General features: G+C 43.8%; 13 protein-coding genes. 7 read left to right on the plus strand and 6 right to left on the minus strand.

All coding sequences use genetic code 11. The features are described 5' to 3' along the window. Nucleotides 1-45 precede the first annotated feature (45 nt). Together ACWPWY_RS19805 and ACWPWY_RS19810 are read left to right on the plus strand one after the other, a co-directional pair. Nucleotides 46-954 (plus strand): carbohydrate ABC transporter permease, encoded by a 909-nt coding sequence (locus ACWPWY_RS19805; RefSeq protein WP_454193335.1) that lies wholly within the window; start codon nucleotides 46-48, stop codon nucleotides 952-954. A 147-nt stretch (nucleotides 955-1,101) separates the two neighbouring features. Next, on the plus strand, nucleotides 1,102-2,118 hold the full coding sequence (locus tag ACWPWY_RS19810; protein WP_454193336.1) for a Gfo/Idh/MocA family protein: 1,017 nt from the start codon (nucleotides 1,102-1,104) through the stop codon (nucleotides 2,116-2,118). Between the two features lie 15 nt (nucleotides 2,119-2,133). Here ACWPWY_RS19810 and ACWPWY_RS19815 read toward each other — a convergent pair whose 3' ends face one another. Next, nucleotides 2,134-2,580 carry a hypothetical protein gene (locus ACWPWY_RS19815; protein ID WP_454193337.1) on the minus strand — a complete coding sequence of 149 codons (447 nt, stop codon included), beginning with the start codon at nucleotides 2,578-2,580 and terminating at the stop codon, nucleotides 2,134-2,136. 269 nt (nucleotides 2,581-2,849) lie between these two features. On the opposite strand from ACWPWY_RS19815, the gene ACWPWY_RS19820 reads away from it, so the two are divergent. The 3 genes from ACWPWY_RS19820 (at nucleotide 2,850) to ACWPWY_RS19830 (ending at nucleotide 11,606) form a co-directional block, all read left to right on the plus strand. Beyond that, entirely contained in the window at nucleotides 2,850-8,003 is a 5,154-nt protein-coding gene (locus ACWPWY_RS19820) for a rhamnogalacturonan lyase family protein (RefSeq protein WP_454193338.1), read from the plus strand. 252 nt (nucleotides 8,004-8,255) lie between these two features. Further along, nucleotides 8,256-10,334, plus strand: coding sequence for a catalase (locus ACWPWY_RS19825; protein WP_454193339.1), 2,079 nt, complete (start codon nucleotides 8,256-8,258; stop codon nucleotides 10,332-10,334). A 183-nt stretch (nucleotides 10,335-10,517) separates the two neighbouring features. Next, nucleotides 10,518-11,606 carry a mechanosensitive ion channel family protein gene (locus ACWPWY_RS19830; RefSeq protein ID WP_454193340.1) on the plus strand — a complete coding sequence of 363 codons (1,089 nt, stop codon included), beginning with the start codon at nucleotides 10,518-10,520 and terminating at the stop codon, nucleotides 11,604-11,606. 106 nt (nucleotides 11,607-11,712) lie between these two features. On the opposite strand, the gene pepT is transcribed toward ACWPWY_RS19830, so the two are convergent. Next, nucleotides 11,713-12,948 (minus strand): peptidase T, encoded by a 1,236-nt coding sequence (gene pepT, locus ACWPWY_RS19835; protein ID WP_454193341.1) that lies wholly within the window; start codon nucleotides 12,946-12,948, stop codon nucleotides 11,713-11,715. Nucleotides 12,949-13,152: 204 nt separating this feature from the next. Here pepT and ACWPWY_RS19840 point away from each other — a divergent pair, with 204 nt between their 5' ends. After that, nucleotides 13,153-13,566, plus strand: coding sequence for an SRPBCC family protein (locus ACWPWY_RS19840; RefSeq protein ID WP_454193342.1), 414 nt, complete (start codon nucleotides 13,153-13,155; stop codon nucleotides 13,564-13,566). A gap of 88 nt (nucleotides 13,567-13,654) precedes the next feature. Here the strand turns inward: ACWPWY_RS19840 and ACWPWY_RS19845 are convergent, their stop codons facing one another. Genes ACWPWY_RS19845 through ACWPWY_RS19855 form a run of 3 tightly spaced genes read right to left on the minus strand, consistent with a single transcriptional unit; the run spans nucleotide 13,655 to nucleotide 15,721 of the window. Next, nucleotides 13,655-14,638, minus strand: a complete 984-nt coding sequence (locus ACWPWY_RS19845) for a DNA-3-methyladenine glycosylase 2 (RefSeq protein WP_454193343.1) — start codon at nucleotides 14,636-14,638, stop codon at nucleotides 13,655-13,657. Further along, a complete protein-coding gene (locus ACWPWY_RS19850) occupies nucleotides 14,598-15,146 on the minus strand; it encodes a methylated-DNA--[protein]-cysteine S-methyltransferase (protein ID WP_454193344.1) in 549 nt (182 codons plus the stop codon). The genes ACWPWY_RS19845 and ACWPWY_RS19850 overlap by 41 nt, the downstream gene beginning before the upstream one ends. Then, the gene (locus ACWPWY_RS19855; protein ID WP_454193345.1) at nucleotides 15,143-15,721 is read right to left on the minus strand and encodes a bifunctional transcriptional activator/DNA repair enzyme AdaA; all 579 of its coding nucleotides are present in this window, start codon (nucleotides 15,719-15,721) and stop codon (nucleotides 15,143-15,145) included. The genes ACWPWY_RS19850 and ACWPWY_RS19855 overlap by 4 nt, the downstream gene beginning before the upstream one ends. Before the next feature lie 259 nt (nucleotides 15,722-15,980). Here ACWPWY_RS19855 and ACWPWY_RS19860 point away from each other — a divergent pair, with 259 nt between their 5' ends. Beyond that, entirely contained in the window at nucleotides 15,981-17,036 is a 1,056-nt protein-coding gene (locus ACWPWY_RS19860; RefSeq protein WP_454193346.1) for an LCP family protein, read from the plus strand. A 52-nt stretch (nucleotides 17,037-17,088) separates the two neighbouring features. On the opposite strand, the gene ACWPWY_RS19865 is transcribed toward ACWPWY_RS19860, so the two are convergent. Then, a complete protein-coding gene (locus ACWPWY_RS19865) occupies nucleotides 17,089-18,585 on the minus strand; it encodes an alpha-amylase (RefSeq protein ID WP_454193904.1) in 1,497 nt (498 codons plus the stop codon). Nucleotides 18,586-18,698 lie beyond the last annotated feature (113 nt).

The following is an 18,698-nucleotide window of genomic DNA, read 5'->3' on the forward strand; positions in this document are numbered from 1 at the left end:
ATAATATTTTGCTTACAATGGAAATGGAAAGGTAGATGGACCGCTATGTCAAATCCGTTAGTAAATGAGATTGATCAGCCCCTGAACAGAAATACTCGAGGGAAAAAGAAACCTTCTGATAATAGTGTATCTAAATACGCAGCTTATATTTTCTTAGGATTGCTTTGTGTTATTTGGATAGTCCCTGTCATCTTCGGGATTTCCACCTCCTTTAGATCGCAATCTGAAGTCGTATCTTCCGGTTTTAGATTGTTGCCTAAAGATTGGACGATTGATAATTATATTGCGACTTTAACGAATACTTCTACTGCCCCTATTTTGCGGTGGTTGTGGAACTCCCTGTTTATCGCAACGACACATACGCTTCTCGTCGTTGTCGTTATTTCATTAACAGGTTATGGGTATTCCCGTATGAAATTTAAAGGAAGAGACACTTTGTTTTTTACATTACTAGGGATTTCTTTCTTTCCAGGTGTCGTTAATCTAATTCCTTCCTACAAAATTATTGATGCATTCGGTTGGGTAAATACAGCCTGGGCTATGATCATTCCCGGTTTAGCAGGGATGGGTAATATATTCCTTGTTAGACAGTTCATGAATGGACTTCCCAAAGATCTAGACGAATCGGCTCGTGTTGATGGTGCATCTGATTTTAGAATCTATTTATCTATTATCGTTCCGCTAGTTAAACCAATTTTAATTGTATGTGCGCTCTTCTCTTTCACCGGATCATGGAACGACTTCCTCTGGCCGGTAATCGTATATACAGATGTTGAAAAAATGCCGGTTACCGCGGGTCTACTGTTATTACAAGATATTTATGGTAACTACCGTATGATCGGACAATTGATGGGTTCTGCCATTCTTGCCATTATCCCAACGTTGTTGTTGTTCTTATTTGCACAGAAGTATTTTGTTCAATCTATCAACCTCAACTCAGGTATTAAAGGCTAATGATGCCGAAAGAAAACAAGGCATTTCCTCCCGTATAAATAACGAAAAAAACCAGCTATCTCGGCATGTTGAGAGAGGGCTGGTTTTTTTTAGATTTAAAACATATAATCCCTGTAATTACTTATTTATGATTATAGGAGGGAGAACATGAAGCATCATCAAGTGATTGTGGCAGGCTGCGGCGGAATGTCGAATGCATGGTTAGACTATGCGGCAGAGCGGGATGATGTACATATCGCTGCATTAGTTGATATATATGAAGAGAATGCGGTGAAGATGGCAGAGAAGAGAGGACTGAAGGTGCCGATTTTTAACGATCTAAGCACTGCCCTTCAGTCTGTGAATGCAAATCTAGTATTTGATGTGACCATACCCTCAAGTCATAAATTAGTGGTAACCACGGCGCTTGAGGCAGGATGCCATGTATTTGGTGAGAAACCAATGGCAGAATCTCTGGAAGATGCACATGAAATTGTGAAGGTGAGTGAGCGTACAGGTAAGCGGTATGCTGTGATGCAAAATCGTCGTTACCTCAAGCAAATTCGAGCACTTCGTGACCATTTACAATCAGGGGCTATTGGCAAAATAGGATCCGTACACGCTGACTTTTTTCTTGGACCTCGGTTTGGCGGGTTTCGTGATGTCATGGACAGCCCGCTTATTATTGATATGGCGATTCATACATTTGATCAAGCAAGATTTATTACGGGAGCAAATCCCGTGTCGGTATATTGTCATGAATATAATGCAGAAGGGTCATGGTATCAGGGGAATGCTTCTGCGATCTGTATTTTTGAAATGAGTGACGGTTCTGTATTTAGTTATCGGGGATCGTGGTCAGCTATCGGTCAGCCTACTTCGTGGGAAGCAGACTGGCGTGTGCTGGGGAGTCAGGGCTCTGCTCGCTGGGACGGAATCCATATGCCCTTCAGTGAGCAAAAGCAGGAACAGGCTAGTGAGGGATTCTTTCATGAGATCGTCCGAACGGAAGCAGAAGCAAGGTGGAATGGAAGAGAAGGACATAAGGGGTGCTTAGACGAGATGTTTGCCGCGCTTGCGGAAGATAGACCAGCGGAAACAGATGCCCTTGATCATATCCATAGCGCAGCGATGGTTTTTGGCGCGCTAGAGAGTGCAAGGACAGGGAAGAAGGTCTATTTATAATATGCTTTCTTTGCTTTATTCATAATGCGATTTTCTGTTGTCCAAGTAACGAAAGATAAACAAAGGTACAACAAGAGTCAGCGTAATACGAATTACAATCTCAAACCACGGAACATCTGCTGGAGGTGTTCTCACTATAAAAAGTTTATAGAAGGTGATGAAGGCAATAGAGCCCACTCCGGCTAATATGATCTGGTATGGTTTTAATGGTTTCCTGACTTCGCCTTGCTGTTTCCTATGTACCGTACTTGTATATAAGAACACTATGGTTAAGCCTAGAACTATAAATAGAGCTGTGAGCATAGAATCGATCCCTAGAAGAAAATATTGTGCCCCAGTAAAAGCGACTGCGATCGCAGATGTGAAAATCGTAAGCATTTTACTATCATATTCGTACCCTTTTATTAGACTGGTCGCTGTATATATAGCGGCAACAACCAAAGTGAACAAAAAGGAAAACATTATTTTTCACCTCTTTTAGTAATAAACTCAGCATGTAACGAAATATAAGGAAAATACTTCCTAATAACATTACCTTATTTAAATAGGTAATAAAAGGGTTAGAAGTATTAAAAAAGACGATTTCTAATAGAAATCGTCTTTTTTTGTGCAACATCTGGGATAAAGAACACTGATAAATGTACGAAATACACTGTTTTTTTGATGTCAAAAGAAGATATCTAGAGCTACGATGAAAGGGGTTACATTTAGAACGAAAAGGAGGCATCTTGATGAAAGCAGGCAGGAAGCACCATCATGGCAAATCTCGATTTTTTATTATTTTTCTTGTTTTTCTTATGGTGCTGTCAACGATGGCAATGCCAATGGAGTGGGGGGGACAGACGGTAAAAGCAGAGGCAGTACAAGATGAGGTTCAGGATGTGGTAGACGAGGGTGTGCAAGAGGGTGCACAAGATGGGCAAGAAGGAACAGAAGAAGGAACAGAAGAAGGAACAGAAGAAGGAACACAAGAAGACCAGGAAGGAGTAGAGGAAGAAGTGCAAGGGGATGAGACGCAAGCGGATGTGGATAGTGACGCTGTGGCTCCGCAGACGAACGATGCAGAGGATCACCTGAAGATGACTGCGGAAGGTGAATATCGCTTTGATTTTGGGGATGGAGCGGTAGCTGAGGGTTATACCGGAGTTAATGCACAGTCATCTTATTCACAAGAGGCAGGGTATGGTTTTACAGATCTGTCCACAGTTACTGTACTTGACCGTGGCGGGGATGACCTGCTTCGCTCTGATTATGCACATGTGGATAATGGCGTATTTCAGATTGATCTTCCCAATGGCGATTATGACGTAGCTCTTATTGCAGGAGATCAGGAAGAAGGCTCGGAGATTGCGATTAAGACAGAGCGGATGCAAAAAGTACAGCTGACTGCCAAAGGGGCAGGCGAATTTTTGGAGATGAATTTCTCCATTGCACTGGTTGATGGCCAGCTGAATCTGGAATTCACCGGATCTGCAGCTAAATTGAACGCACTGGTCATTACCAAGCTTCCGGACCGGACACCAGGCAGTAATCCGGCAATCTATATTGCTGGAGATTCCACAGTACAGACTTACGATCCCTACTGGAAGCCGGAAGCTGGATGGGGACAAATGCTCCCTCGTTTCTTCGGTGAAGAGATTGTGATTAAGAATCAATCGATAGGCGGACGAAGTACGAAATCTTTCATCGATCAAGGCAGACTCGACGATATTCTGAAAGTCATTCAGCCTGCTGATTATTTCCTGATTCAATTCGGACATAACGATGCGACGATCTCGATTCCGGATCGGTACGCTTCGCCAGCTGACTTTAAAGAATATCTCAGAACTTATATCCACGGTGCAGAGCAACGCGGGGCAACCCCGATTCTTGTTACACCGGTTGGAAGAAGAGATTTCAATGCAGATACAGGTAAATTCAATGTGAGTTTCCCAGAGTATGTAAATGCAATGAAAGAGGTAGCAGCAGAGGAAAATACAAAACTTATCGATCTTAGTACGCTGAGCAGAGCTTACTATGATTCCATTGGTCCTGAAGAGACTAAATCCGTCTTTTTGCATACCGACCCAGGAGTGTACGCAGCATTTCCAAATGGCTCAGCCGATAACACACACTTCCAGGAGTATGGGGCTATTCAGCTTGCTAGAATGGTTGCTCAGTCGATCCAAGAGCTGAACATTCCACTATCGGAATATGTAAAAGAGCAGAACCTGCCGGATGCGAAACCAAGTCCTGTAACAGGTCTTGTGGCAGGTAACATCAGTAACAGTGGTGCGTTATTAAAATGGAATGCGGTAGAGGGTGCTGATATTTACCGGATCTACGTCAAGCTTCAGACAGAGGCAGATTCCGCGTATAAGTTAGCAGGAACAGCTACAGTGCCTAGTTTCTCCTTGGCTGGTCTTTCAGAAGGAAATGCATATACCGCTCATGTTATCGCGGTAAATGGAAAAGGCTCCTCTGATCCTTCGGAGGAAGTAACGATTGGAACAAAATCAGCCACTTATCGTTATGATTTTGGACCTCCGAGTTCCCCTGTAGCGGAAGGATACACGGAGATTAATCGTAATATCCTCTATACCAAGGATCGCGGTTATGGACTTGTCGTTCATGAAGGTGCTTTGGCAGACCGTGATCGAGGCGGGGCTACGGATGCTCTTCGCCGTGATTTTATTATCAATTTCGGTGGCGTTTACGAACTTAAGGTAGATCTTCCTAACGGTACCTATGCCGTGAAATCCTATACTGGAGACTGGATTGGTTCTACAAGAACGAACGTGAACATTGAAGGGAAGGACTATGGAACAATAAGCTCTGGAAAAGAGAATATTGCGGAGAAACTTCATGCACCGATCACCGTACAAGATGGTCAGATCAACATGGTCTTCTCTGGACAAACCGCACATGTGAACGGAATTGAGATTACACCGCTTCTGCTTGCACCAACGGGTTTGGAACTTGTGAAAGTGGACCTTGCGAGTGAAATTCCTTCCGCTGAGATTGCTTGGAAAGGCATAGATAGCGCAGCCTTGTACCGTGTATATCGTCAGGCAGAAGGAGAAGCGAAAGCATCTTTCTTAGCGGAAACTTCCGAATTAACTTGGAAAGATGAAACGGTGGATTTTGGTATGAAATATACCTATACAATAACCGCAGTGGACGCGGCGGGGCTTGAATCGGTTGCTTCTACACCGCTAGAGGTTTCTATGATCGATTCCTCTGTAGAGAAAGCCGGTATTCCTACAGGCTTAAAAGTAAGCTCTATTCATAAAAACGAGGTAACATTTATGTGGGAACCGAACGAAAAGGCTCGTTCCTATAATGTATACCGTTCGGATAAAGAGAACGGAGTTTACAATCTAATCGGTAAGACAAAAGAAGCGCAGTATACAGACCAAACGATTCTTAGTACGATTCCTTATTATTATAAAGTGGCGGCTGTAAATGCTGGAGGAATCTCTGAAATGTCAGAGGTACTCGTTACGGAAGCGGTAACCACACTATATCGTCAAATGGAGAACCTGGATCGGGCACCTGTTGCAGTCAAAGCAGAAGATGGAGTATTCATTAGCTGGAGAATGCTTGGTCTAGACCCAGATTCAATCGCTTTCCAAATTTACCGTGATAACAAGCTCATTACGAGCAAACCGATTACGGATCGTACCAACTATGTTGATGCAGGAGGTACGGATAAATCAAAATACGTGATTGAACCGATTGTAAGTGGAGTAAAACAAAAAGCTACGGAGCCATTCTCCGTATGGCAACAGCAGTATAAATCCATTCCTCTTGATAAACCGGCAGATGGTTATACCAAGGATGGTCAGCCTTATTCTTATTATGCTGGAGATGCGAGTACAGGTGATCTCGACGGGGATGGCCAGTATGAAATCATTATGATGTGGTCGCCAACTAACAGCAAAGATAATTCGCAATCAGGTTATACAGGTGAAGTGTATTTGGATGCTTATAAAATGGACGGAACCAAACTATGGCGTATCAAAATGGGTCCTAACATTCGTGCAGGGGCACATTATACTCAGTTTTTAGTCTACGATTTTGATGGAGATGGAAAAGCGGAAGTTGCGATGAAGACAGCAGACGGTACCAAAGACGGAGCGGGTGTAGTTATTGGAGATGGAACACTCGATCATCGCAATAGCTCGGGATATGTTCTACTTGGGAACGAATTTCTCACTGTATTTGAAGGAACGACGGGTAAGGCACTCAGTACGGTTCCTTATGATCCACCTCGCGGTGATGTAAGTTCGTGGGGAGATGGCTACGGAAACCGAGTTGATCGGTTCCTTGCGACTGTTGCTTATTTGGATGGAGAACATCCAAGCCTTGTTTTCTCAAGAGGTTATTATACAAGAACGGTACTTGCTGCTTATGATTTCAGAGGCGGGGAGCTGACCAAACGCTGGCGTTTTGACACAAATGATGAGGGTCTTAGCAGCTATGCAGGACAGGGAAATCATAATCTATCTGTCGGTGACGTAGATAACGATGGTAAGGATGAAATCCTGTTCGGTGCAATCGCCATTGATGATGACGGGACTCCGCTTCACAATACAAGACTCGGCCACGGTGATGCGATGCATTTTGGGGATCTCGATCCGAAGCGCGAAGGTCTTGAAATATTCAGTGTTCATGAAGACAGAAATGCGAAATACGGAATGGAAGTACGCGATGCAAATACAGGTGACATTCTATGGGGAGTACCTATGGGAATTGACGTAGGCAGAGGAATGTCAGCTGATATTGACCCGAATTATCCGGGAGAAGAAGTATGGTCTGCTACCATCACTAATGCAGAGCATATTCCGCTAAGCGGCTTGTATTCCATTAAAGGAGAGAAGATTTCATCTAAAATCCCTTCATCTACAAACTATGGTATCTGGTGGGATGGCGATCTGCTGAGAGAGCTGCAAGATGATATCAGGATCGATAAATGGGATTATAAAAACCAAAAAACGACCAATCTATTCACAGCCACAGGCGCTGCGTCGAACAACTCTACGAAAGCAAATCCAAGTTTACAAGCGGATCTGCTGGGCGACTGGCGTGAAGAAATAATCTGGCGTTCTGAGGATAGTACGGAACTTCGGATTTATACAACGATAGATGAATCCAATTATCGTATTCGTACGTTAATGCATGATCCAATCTACCGTCTTGGTGTTGCATGGCAGAACGTTAGCTATAATCAACCTCCTCATACGGGCTTCTTTTTAGGAGCGGGAATGGAGATGCCTGCGGCTCCAAACATTCGTTATACGGGTGCTGAAGATAATGGATCAGCGAAAGGAAAGCCAGGACTTCCTGTACTTTCTGATAATAACGGACACAATAATGGTCTTTTGGACGGAGAATACACGCTTTCTATGAACATGTGGTGGGGTGAGAATGGAACAAGATATAAACTGTATGAGAACGGTAAACTGATCTATACAGAGCTTTTATCTGACAATTCACCTCAGGCACAAAGTGTTCATGTTCCACTGGCAGGAAGAGATAATGGTACGTATGTGTACACGGTAGAACTGATAAACGCACATGGAACAACACAAAGTGCACCTCACACCGTAACGGTAAAGGATGCTGCGCCGAATAAGCCTAGTATATCAAGCGATAACTGGGATCAAGACGGAGAATACCGGATTACGATGAATATGTGGTGGGGAACGAATGGTACCCTCTACAAGCTGTATGAGAATGGTGAACTAGTAGATACACAGGAATTAGCAGCAGCGACACCTGATGCGCAAACAGCCTCCACGGAGATCACAGGTAAGGCAGCAGGCGTATACGAATATCAGATTGAACTGTCAAACCTTCATGGGCAGGTAAGAAGTGAAGTCATCCGTGTTGAAGTGAAATAAAAGAGGAATAGAATGAGAGAAGCCGGGCGTAGGATTGCATTCAATCTACGACCGGCTTCTTTATTTATTTTGTGAAAATGATAGGGCCAAATGTGCTGCTCTTACGAGGCAGAAATCAGATTTGATCCAGGGTAGCGTTTAATCTAATGTGCTGAAGGGTACTTACACTAATATGCTAATTGATATTTCTTATTTCGGTAGATTCGATGTTCGTTAATGATAAGAAGATGAATCCAAGAGGAGTGATAAAGAATGAGTGAGAAAGATATGAACTTGAAAAAAGACGCAAAAGATGAGCAACTCGATTCTTTCCGAGTGGATAATGACGGTCAAAAACTAACGACTAACCAAGGTCTTAAGGTGTCTGAGGATGAATTTTCTCTGAAAGCAGGAGAGCGTGGCCCTACGTTAATGGAAGATTTTCATTTCCGTGAAAAAATGACGCATTTTGACCATGAGCGTATTCCGGAACGTGTCGTGCATGCCCGTGGATTCGGTGCCCATGGATACTTTGAGGTTTATGAACCGCTTACTGAACTCACCAAAGCGGGCTTTCTACAAGACCCGAATGTAAAGACTCCTGTCTTTGTACGTTTCTCAACGGTAGCAGGTTCTCGCGGATCGGCAGATACCGTTCGAGATGTGCGCGGATTCTCTACGAAATTTTATACCGAAGAAGGTATCGTTGATATCGTTGGTAACAACATGCCTGTATTTTTTATACAAGATGCGATTAAGTTCCCGGACTTTATCCATGCGGTAAAACCAGAACCTCATAATGAAATTCCGCAGGCTGCTTCTGCTCATGATACGTTTTGGGATTTCATAGCGAACAACCCAGAGTCAGCTCATATGATGATGTGGCATCTGTCCGATCGTGCTTTGCCTCGTAGTTTTCGGATGATGGAGGGTTTTGGTGTACATACTTTTAGATTGATTAATGCAGAAGGAAAAGCCCATTTTGTGAAGTTCCACTGGAAACCAGTGCTGGGTGTTCACTCCCTCGTCTGGGATGAGACTCAGAAGATTGGAGGAAAAGATCCAGACTTCCATCGCCGCGATCTATGGGATGCGATTGAAACGGGCAATTATCCAGAATTTGAGTTCGGACTTCAAATTATTAAAGAAGAGGACGAATTTAGTTTTGATTTTGATATTCTTGATCCTACCAAGTTATGGCCGGAAGAACTCGTTCCTGTTCGTAAAGTAGGTAAAATGACGCTGAATCGGAATACAGATAACTTCTTCAGTGAGACAGAGCAGGTAGCATTCCATCCTGGGCATGTCGTACCAGGCATCGATTTCTCTAATGATCCATTGCTTCAAGGTCGTTTATTCTCGTATACAGATACACAGCTTACGAGACTTGGCGGTCCAAACTTTGCTGAGATTCCAATTAACCGTCCTATTTCTCCCGTACACAATAACCAACGTGACGGTATGCATCGCATGACGATCAACCGCGGTCCGGTCAGTTATCACCGTAATGGAATGGCCGGCAACAGTCCTTCTACCTCTACACCTAGCGAAGGCGGCTATGAGCATTACACAGAGAGAGTAGATGGCCGAAAAGTACAGGCAAGAAGCGAAAGCTTCAAAGACTTCTACAGCCAGGCAAAATTGTTCTGGAACAGCATGTCAGAGGTGGAGAAGAAACATATTACAAGTGCATTCCAATTTGAGCTTGGGAAAGTTCAGCGCAAGGAAGTGCGTCAATCCGTAGTAAATCTATTGATGAATATCGACACAACCCTTGCAGCGAGTGTTGCGCTGAAGATCGGTGTACATGTTCCGGAAGCAGGAGAGGAAACCAAGAACCCTACTCCATCTGATTCTCCGGCACTCAGTATGATGAATACCATTTTCTCTGCGAAGACTCGTAAAATTGCGATTATCGCAGGAGAAGGTTTTGATCAGTCCACAACAGAGGTTATAAATGCGCTGAAGGCAGCAGGTGCGGTGCCAGAGGTGGTTAGTGACCGACTCGGCCCAATCAGTGGACAAGGTGGACAAAGCGTTGAGGCGCTGCATACTTTCCTCACCAGCGATTCCTTACTATTTGACGCCATTTATGTTGCGGGTGGAAAAGAGGGTGTTAACCTGATTGCATCCGAACCTGATGCGAAAGACTTTGTGCGAGAAGCGTACAAACACTTTAAACCAATCGGTGCAGTGAACGAAGGGACAGCTTTCCTTCAGCAGTCGCTGGCGATAGAAGACCTGCGTGTACCAGGAATTGTGACGGCTCGGACTACGGAAGAGCTTTCCGGTTTTGAGAACAAATTTGTGGAAGCTGTAGCTGCACATCGTTTCTGGGATCGCAAAATGTAAGGTGAATGTGACAATATTAATCTATTCTAGACAAGCGGAATTGCTGCTTCTGCAGCAATCCTGCTTGTCTTTTTATTTATATGTAAATATATCTATATAGATGTGATAGGTGATGTCTTTTGTTACAATAGGTCCAGTATTCTCTTTTGACAACGACGAACTAGCAGCAAAGGTGGGAATGTTTTGGACTTTTTTAGTGAGATAAATGAGTTTATCGGTGAAGTTAAATGGATTAGACTTGGGGTCGCTCTGCTCTTTTTATTCGTATTTACATTTTTTAATAAGTGGACTTCGACGAAGTTATTTCATTTATTGAAACGAATATTTAGCCAGAAATGGGATAGTATTTATCAAGTGCTTCATGGACCAGCAAGAGCTTTAATGACGCTGGTTGGGATTTCGGGAGCAGTCCATTTTTATTTTGCAGATGGCGGAGCAAGTTGGCCGTTATTTCAGCATCTTGTCCGTACTGGATTTATTATTATTATTGGTTGGGCCTTCTATAATTTATCGGGCCGCTCTTCCCGCTTTTTTGCAGGGATGACCAGCAAACTTGGGGTCGAGGAATCGGATATGATTATTCCTTTCTTGTCCAAGGTTCTGCGGTTTATGGTCATTGCTCTGACGATTACGATCATCATGGGAGAATGGGGTTACAGTGTAAATGGCTTGGTTGCCGGACTTGGTCTCGGAAGTCTTGCAGTTGCCTTGGCAGCACAAGATACACTAAGCAATCTCATTGCCGGTATTATTATCGTTACGGAAAAACCTTTCTCCAAGGGGGATTGGATCCGTACAGATGCGGTAGAAGGTATGGTTGAAGATATTTCCTTTCGCAGTTCTAAAATAAGAACATTCGCGGATTCCGTTGTCATTATCCCGAATAATATTTTGGCCAAAGCGGCCATTACCAACTGGAGTCGGATGGGAAAAAGACGAGTTACCTTTGATTTAGGTGTCGCAATTGATACAGATCGCGTCCAGTTGGCGAAGGCAGTGAACCGGCTGCGGGAATACATTGAGAACCATGAAGGTATCGATCATGATTTGTACATGGTTCGGCTCAAAGAGATGACCAAAGACCAAATCACGATCTTTTTCTACTTTTTTACGTACACAACCATATGGGTTGAACACATGAAAGTGCTTGAATCCATCAACTTTGAGATCTTACGAATCCTAGAAGAAGAAGGCGTTAAACTTGCGGTACCGGCACAGCGTCTTTTCTTAGAGAATCATGCGATTTTTGAGAAAGAAACGACAAATGCCTGAGAATACACATGCTATAAACTATTTCTAGTGAAGCGAAAAAATAAAAAGGCGATGGACAACCTTGCGCAGGTTATCCATCGTCCTTTTTTTGATGCATTAAATCTGTTTATTCTCCGCGCTGCTCAAACAGCTGAACAATACCAATAATGACCTGAGTAGCCTTCTCCATATGATCTACCGATACATACTCATAGCGTCCATGAAAGTTCTCTCCGCCTGTGAAAATATTCGGTGTAGGCAGCCCCATGTAGGATAACTGAGAACCATCCGTTCCCCCGCGAATCGGTACGATATGAGGCTCAATATCAAGCTGTTTCATGGCTTCTCCAGCAATATCCACAATAAATTTCACCGGCTCAATTTTCTCGCGCATGTTGAAATATTGGTCACGGATTTGGAGATGAATTCGCTCCTCGCCATAGGCAGCCTGAAGGATTCGGGCGATTTGCTCTAGATTGGCTTTCCGTGCTTCAAAATGGTCTCGATCGAAATCACGAATAATATAATTCAGTTCGGTTTCTTCCACATCTCCTTTAACCGAAGACAAGTGGTAGAATCCTTCATAGCCGTCCGTAAACTCCGGTGCTTCTTGAATAGGAAGTCTTGCGTGAAACTCCATTGCGATTTTGGCGGAGTTCACCATTTTATTTTTCGCAGTACCTGGATGGACGTTTTTGCCCTTAAAAATAATTTTTGCAGCTGCGGCATTAAAGCTCTCATACTCCAGTTCCCCGAGCGGCCCTCCATCGACGGTGTAGGCGTATTTTGCACCAAATGCCCCAACATCAAAACGCTCCGGCCCACGGCCGATCTCTTCATCAGGTGTAAAGGCAACCCGGATCTTCCCATGTTTAATCTCAGGGTGAGTGATCAGGTATTCCATGGCCGTCATAATTTCGGCAATCCCTGCTTTGTTATCTGCACCGAGGAGCGTTGTTCCATCGGTTGTAATTAGCGTATGACCTTTATAGCCCGCAAGCTCTGGAAAATCTTTTAGAGACATGATAATCTGTTGTTCTTCGTTCAGCGTAATGTCTTCACCATCGTACTGCTCTATAATTTGCGGGTTTACGTTCTTTCCTGTAAAGTCAGTGGCCGTATCAAGATGGGCAAGAAATCCGATCACAGGAACATCATGGTCCGTGTTGGAAGGAAGTGTGGCCATAACATAACCGTTATCATCCATGCTTATCTCTTGCATGCCAATGGTATGCAATTCTTCTACCAGTTTGCGTCCGAGTTCGAGCTGTCCTGGAGTCGTGGGGCAAGTCTCGCTGTTCTCATCCGACTGGGTGTCTACACGTACATAGCCCGTTAGTCGTTTAATCAATTTCTCTTTCACGTTTCATCAGCTCCTATGTCGTTCTTATATAGATGTAGTTTATCACGAACATTCCCTAATGCATAAATCTGGAAAGCAAGTTACACAATATTAGAAAACCATAGATACTCCATTGACGTGTAATCAAAAGGTGCTATCATTGCCGCATTCTTAACTAGTAAACGATGAAACGAGGTAAGAAACTATTTATAGAAGGAGCAACTTATGACAACATCATTGCCCGAAATAAAAAAAACCATTCTGCTGAATGCACGTATGGAGAAGGTGTGGAAGCAGGTCTCTACTGCAGAGGGTATTGCACAGTGGTTTATGCCAAGTACCTTTGAACCTGTGCTTGGACAGGAATTTATTCTCGAAGCAGGACCTTTTGGGAAGTCAAAATGTAAAGTAACAGAGTTAGATCCACCGAATCTACTGAGCTTTACTTGGGATAAAGATTGGGTACTCACTTTTAGGTTAGAAGAAAAAGAAGGGCAGACCGAGTTCACTTTAATCCATGGCGGCTGGAAAGCTGGGGAGAAAACTTCATTTGGAGAAGAACACAGTCTGGTTCGTGATCGTATGGATCAAGGCTGGAGCGGCATTGTGAACAAGCTTGCTTCCATAGTCCAAGCATAAGAATGTAAGCTGAACTTACTATTTGATAGAGTGCTATTTAGGTGAAAAAGAGCGCAGCAGGTAAATCTCCGCTGCGCTCTTCTTGTATTTACGATAACGTAAGGCTCCGCCATAAATAGAATACAGCATAAGCTTCATACCCTTTCCAAGGTTCGAAAATGGCTCTAATCTCAGCAGGAGTGGGCTTAGCGGACAGGCCGAGTTGTTTCTTCAGAGCCGCATGCAGTCCGGCGTCTCCTATGGGAAATGCGGCAGGATTACGCAAACAGCGCATCATGACATAATGAGCGCTCCAAGGACCGATTCCTCTAATGCGAAGCATTGTCTCTTCCGCTGCCTCATATCCGGAAGCCAGTAGCGTTTCTTTTTGTAATTCTCCTTGTACAATCCGCCCAGCGATATCCACGATATATTCTGCTTTTTTGCTTGTGAACTGCAGTTCTCTTAAACCAGTTATTGTGCTGTGATCAAGCAGTGCCGAGGGAGAGGGGAAGCGGTAATAGGTCCTTCCATTACACTCATAGGTCTCTCCAAAATTCTCAACGAGTCGTTTCTTGAGCGTGTAGGCAAAAGTAAGGTTAATCTGTTGTCCAATGACAGCCCAGCACAGAGCTTCAAACAGATCAGGAACCCCGATAATTCGAAGTCCATATAAAGATTGAACCAGTGGACCGAGCAAAGGATCGTTCTCTGCCAGTTGATAGAAAGGGGCAAGATCCCTCCGAAGATCAAACCATTCCTCTATAAAAAGAAAGATGAGATTCCAATCTTCTGCAGAGACAGGTTCTGCACATAGACAGCGGATGAATAGAGCATGGGATAATGCCTCATAACGAATTTCTACAGGAATAGGTCTACCCTGTATATCAAGTGATTTGTAGATTCGTTCCTCTTCCACTTCATGCAGGCATTCGAGTGTAGAACGGTTTAGGTAATAGAGGACTTCCGAGTAATTGAAAAGTTCAGGCAATGCCAGTTTTCTTTCTGTTTCTATGTGATTTGCTGATGTCTCGTCCACGATATAGCGATTGTTAGAATTCAAAACAGGCATGTCCTTTTCGGGTGTAGTCATGATATCCCTCCAGTGTAAGAAGTGCTTCTTTGAAATGCAGTCCTCCGCGAAAACCCGTGAGGTTCTTGTTCTTGCCGATAACCCGGTGGCAAGGAACCAGCATGGGAATGGGATTCGCTCCATTTGCTGTGCCAACAGCACGTACCGCCTGCGCTCTCCCGACATGACTTGCTATATCAGAATAGCTGCGTGTTTCTCCATACGGAATCTGCTGTAGTGCTTCCCATATTTCCATTTGAAAAGCAGTTCCGCGAAGATCAAGAGGTACAGAGAACTGAAATCTTTCTCCACTTAAATACTCTGTAAGCTGTTTTGTATAAGGTTCAAGCTGCTGTTCATCCTGCATCAGGGAAGCACCTGGGATGTGGCGATAAATCCAGGATTCGAATGACTCCCCGTTTTCTGACGGCCAGGTAATTTTACAGATTCCATGTTCGGTTGCGGCTAGATACAAAAATTTGTTTTGTAACAAAGCATGCTGAACCTTCGTCCAATAGACAAGGGTCACGTTGTATCCCTTCTTTCGCTTGATTTTCGATAATGCTGCGGTGTTTGACCGATTGTTTTCTGAAAGACCGCAATGAAGTGAGAGGTGGTTTTATACCCGATAAGGTCAGCAATATCTCGAATTTCGAGGTCGCTTCTTAGGAGTTCTTCTCTTGCTTTTTCCAGTCGTACTTTCTGCAAATATGCTGCGGGGGTGAGCCCGGTTACTCTTTTACATACTCTTTGTAGATGATAGGGGCTCATTTTGATCTCATCTGCCAGGCGGTTTAAGCTCACCGACTCTGAGTAATGGTGATCGATATAGGATTTGACGCGCTCCGAGATATCCTTATCCGGGTTATGCAGTTCTTTGATGTCCGGCTGACATCGTTTACAGGCACGATACCCATCTCGCTCTGCTGCATCTGTAGCCGAGTATATCGTTACGTTTTCTGGTTTAGGCGTCCTAGAGCGGCAAGAGGGGCGGCAATAGATGCCCGTTGTCCGAATCGCTGTATAGTAAATTCCATCATATCGATCACTGCGCTCTAATACAGCCTGATACACTTTTTCAAAAAGTCCACTTTGTTCCTGCATCTCACTCTCCCCCTCTGCTTTATTGTTATATTATAGGCTTCCTTTGCTAATAGAGCAGTATTTTGAAATAGGAAAGCAAGATTTCGACATTGTTACCAAAATGAGATTCCTTATTATGGAAACTTGTAGTATAGTAATTGCGTTATCCCTTTGTAAGCAGAACTGTACATAACCCTTATTTGTATAAATGTAATGAAAGCCTGAAATTATAGTTCGTATTTGTCGAAAAAAAGAAAAAGAGTACAGAGAGGAGAAGCGCATGAGTGACCAAGAAGAATACCCGCTGACGCGGAGTAAACGATACCAGACCCAAAAAAAGAAAAAACCAAAATCAAAGAAGCCGCTTATCATTACAGCGATCATTCTCTTGCTTATAGGAACAATGGGGTTTGCATTTCGTAAAGAACTAGTTGCTGTTGCATTTCAGCTATTTTTGGAGGATACAGTAAAGGATACTTTTAAAGATTCTTACGAACCAATTAAGGTAACCGGGCCGGCTGGAGATGAAGAAAAACAGGGGGAACTGACAAAACCCTTCAGCATGTTGTTGCTTGGTGTAGATGAGAGAGAAGGGGATGTCGGAAGATCAGATACGATGATCTATGCGGTATTCCGTCCTGAAGAGCACCGAATGTTATTGATGTCGCTGCCTCGCGACTCGTATGTTCCGATTGCAGGGAAAGAAAAGAGGAATAAAATCAACGCAGCTTATGCCTTCGGGGGAACCAAAATGAGTGTAGAGACGGTGGAGCAGCTACTGGAGACGGAAGTCGATTATTACGCAAAGGTGAACTTTCAAGCACTGGTGGAAGTAGTCGATGCCCTTGGCGGAGTGGAACTACCGATTAACGAAGTCATTGAGAATAAATTAAGATATCATGTGAAGCTTAGAATTGAGCCGAATAAACCGATTTATGACGGTGCGGATGCTCTGAACTATGTAAGATATCGTGAGGATTCAGACTATAAGCGAACAGAGCGTCAGCGGATCTTTATCAAGCAAGCGACAGAACGCGCTTTATCGCTAGGTAATATTACAAAGATCCCACAGCTAATGGATATTGCGAGTTCGAATATGAAGACAGATATGACTTCCGATTTTATTATTGATCTGGCAGAGTTGTTGTACGAGAAAGGATCCGTACCTCAGATGAGCAGTTACATGCTGAAGGGTGAGGGGGAGAATAACCAGTATGGTTGGTATTACATGCTAAGTGATCAAGGGTTAACAGAGGCCCAAGAACTCCTCGATAATTGGATGGATGAAAATACAGCAGCGACAGATCTTATTGATCCTGAGCTCAAAGAACAATAAAAGAAAGAGACAGACCTGCCTATTGCAGCTCTGTCTCTTTCTTTGCATTATTTTAAGCTTCCGACTCTTGCTTCTGCTCATCTTCTTCCTGGTCTAGAACTTGTTCCACCCAGACAGAGACACTTCCGCCCTTGACGATAAAGTTGGCACAGCCATCTTCTTCAATCGTAAGCGTCTGCTCTTGATTTCCTGTAATGTCATACCAAGTTTGTCCGGCACGTTCTTTACCCACACACATCCGCTTCTCTCCATTGTCCCCGTTACCGATAATTACGGCACAACCGGAGTGAGGGATTTCATCAACACCGCATCTTACCCAGCCAATCGTATTGGGATGATCGAAGTAATCCACTTGGTCACCGTAGGCATGATGATATCTTGCGGCTAGCAGAGGATCAATCGCAGCTTGCTTCGGAGCCACCGGATTTTCCCCGCCAATGCCATAGTAATCTCCGTAGAATACACAAGGATATCCGCCTTGACGGAGCAAGATTAGTGCGTATGCGCTTTGTTTAAACCAGTCATCAATCCAAGATTCCAGTGCTTCTTCCGGCTGAGAATCATGATTATCAACAAAGGTAACCGCATGGGTAGGGTGGGTTTGAACAAGCGTATCATTGAAAATCGTTGTTAGATCAAATGATTTTCCTGCAAGTGAAGCCTCATGAAGCTTGTAATGGAGTGACACATCAAACAGATCAATTTGATGATCAACCGTATCGAGGAAATTTTGACAGGCAGCAAGATCTGACTTCCAAAACTCACCGACAATATAGAAATCCTGTCCACGTTTTTTAATCATTTCCTTGGCAAACTGTTTGATAAAGTCATGATTAATGTGTTTAATCGCATCCAGACGGAATCCATTACACTGGAGGGTATCAATCATCCATTTTCCCCAGTTAATCATCTCTTCGCGAACTTCTGGTTTTCTATAGTCGATGTTAGCGAACATCAGGTAATCATAATTCCCAAATTCATCATCTACGTTATCATCCCAGCCTTCTTTATTGGAGGCCATTCGGAAAATGCCGGTTTTTCCTTCCGATGCGTCGTAGTCCGTTCCATTAAAGTGGGTATGATTCCATTTGAATGAAGAATAGGTATCTCCACGCCCAGGGAAATCAAATTTTGTCCATCCCTCAATCTCAAACGGCTTCGAGATATCCTTCGTACGATTGTTCGGATCGACTTCAATGACTTGGAACCGTTCGGTCTCGTCTGCACCCGCTTTATGGTTCATAACAAGGTCTACATATACCGCGATTCCATTTTGAGTACAGACGCCCATGGCTGCGAGAAGCTCCTCTTTCGTTCCGTATTTCGTTCTCACCGTGCCTTTCTGATCAAATTCCCCCAAATCATAGAGATCATATACTCCATATCCGGTATCCTCAGGTGAACTGCCTTTAGTAACAGGAGGAATCCATACGGAATCAATTCCTTTTTCTTTTAGCTCAGGAGCTCTTTCAGACAGACGTTTCCAGTGCGCTCCATCTGCATCTACATGCCATTCAAAGAATTGCATCATGGTATGATTGCGTTTTATCATACGGCCGCCCCCTCTCATTAGTTATCATTCTCTTACTACAGCACACCGTAAAGTTAGTGGTCTGTTTGATGTCAGACTGCCGCAATCTATAAGTGCTTTTATTCAGAAAT

The sequence above is a fragment of the Paenibacillus sp. Marseille-Q7038 genome (assembly GCF_965111595.1).

Coding starts and splice junctions, on each gene's coding strand:
- ACWPWY_RS19820 (WP_454193338.1), top strand. CDS start 2,850: ATGAAAGCAGGCAGGAAGCACCATCATGGCAAATCTCGATTTTTTATT.
- ACWPWY_RS19840 (WP_454193342.1), top strand. CDS start 13,153: ATGACAACATCATTGCCCGAAATAAAAAAAACCATTCTGCTGAATGCA.
- ACWPWY_RS19825 (WP_454193339.1), top strand. CDS start 8,256: ATGAGTGAGAAAGATATGAACTTGAAAAAAGACGCAAAAGATGAGCAA.
- ACWPWY_RS19860 (WP_454193346.1), top strand. CDS start 15,981: ATGAGTGACCAAGAAGAATACCCGCTGACGCGGAGTAAACGATACCAG.
- ACWPWY_RS19815 (WP_454193337.1), bottom strand. CDS start 2,580: ATGTTTTCCTTTTTGTTCACTTTGGTTGTTGCCGCTATATATACAGCG.
- ACWPWY_RS19855 (WP_454193345.1), bottom strand. CDS start 15,721: ATGCAGGAACAAAGTGGACTTTTTGAAAAAGTGTATCAGGCTGTATTA.
- ACWPWY_RS19845 (WP_454193343.1), bottom strand. CDS start 14,638: ATGACTACACCCGAAAAGGACATGCCTGTTTTGAATTCTAACAATCGC.
- ACWPWY_RS19805 (WP_454193335.1), top strand. CDS start 46: ATGTCAAATCCGTTAGTAAATGAGATTGATCAGCCCCTGAACAGAAAT.
- ACWPWY_RS19810 (WP_454193336.1), top strand. CDS start 1,102: ATGAAGCATCATCAAGTGATTGTGGCAGGCTGCGGCGGAATGTCGAAT.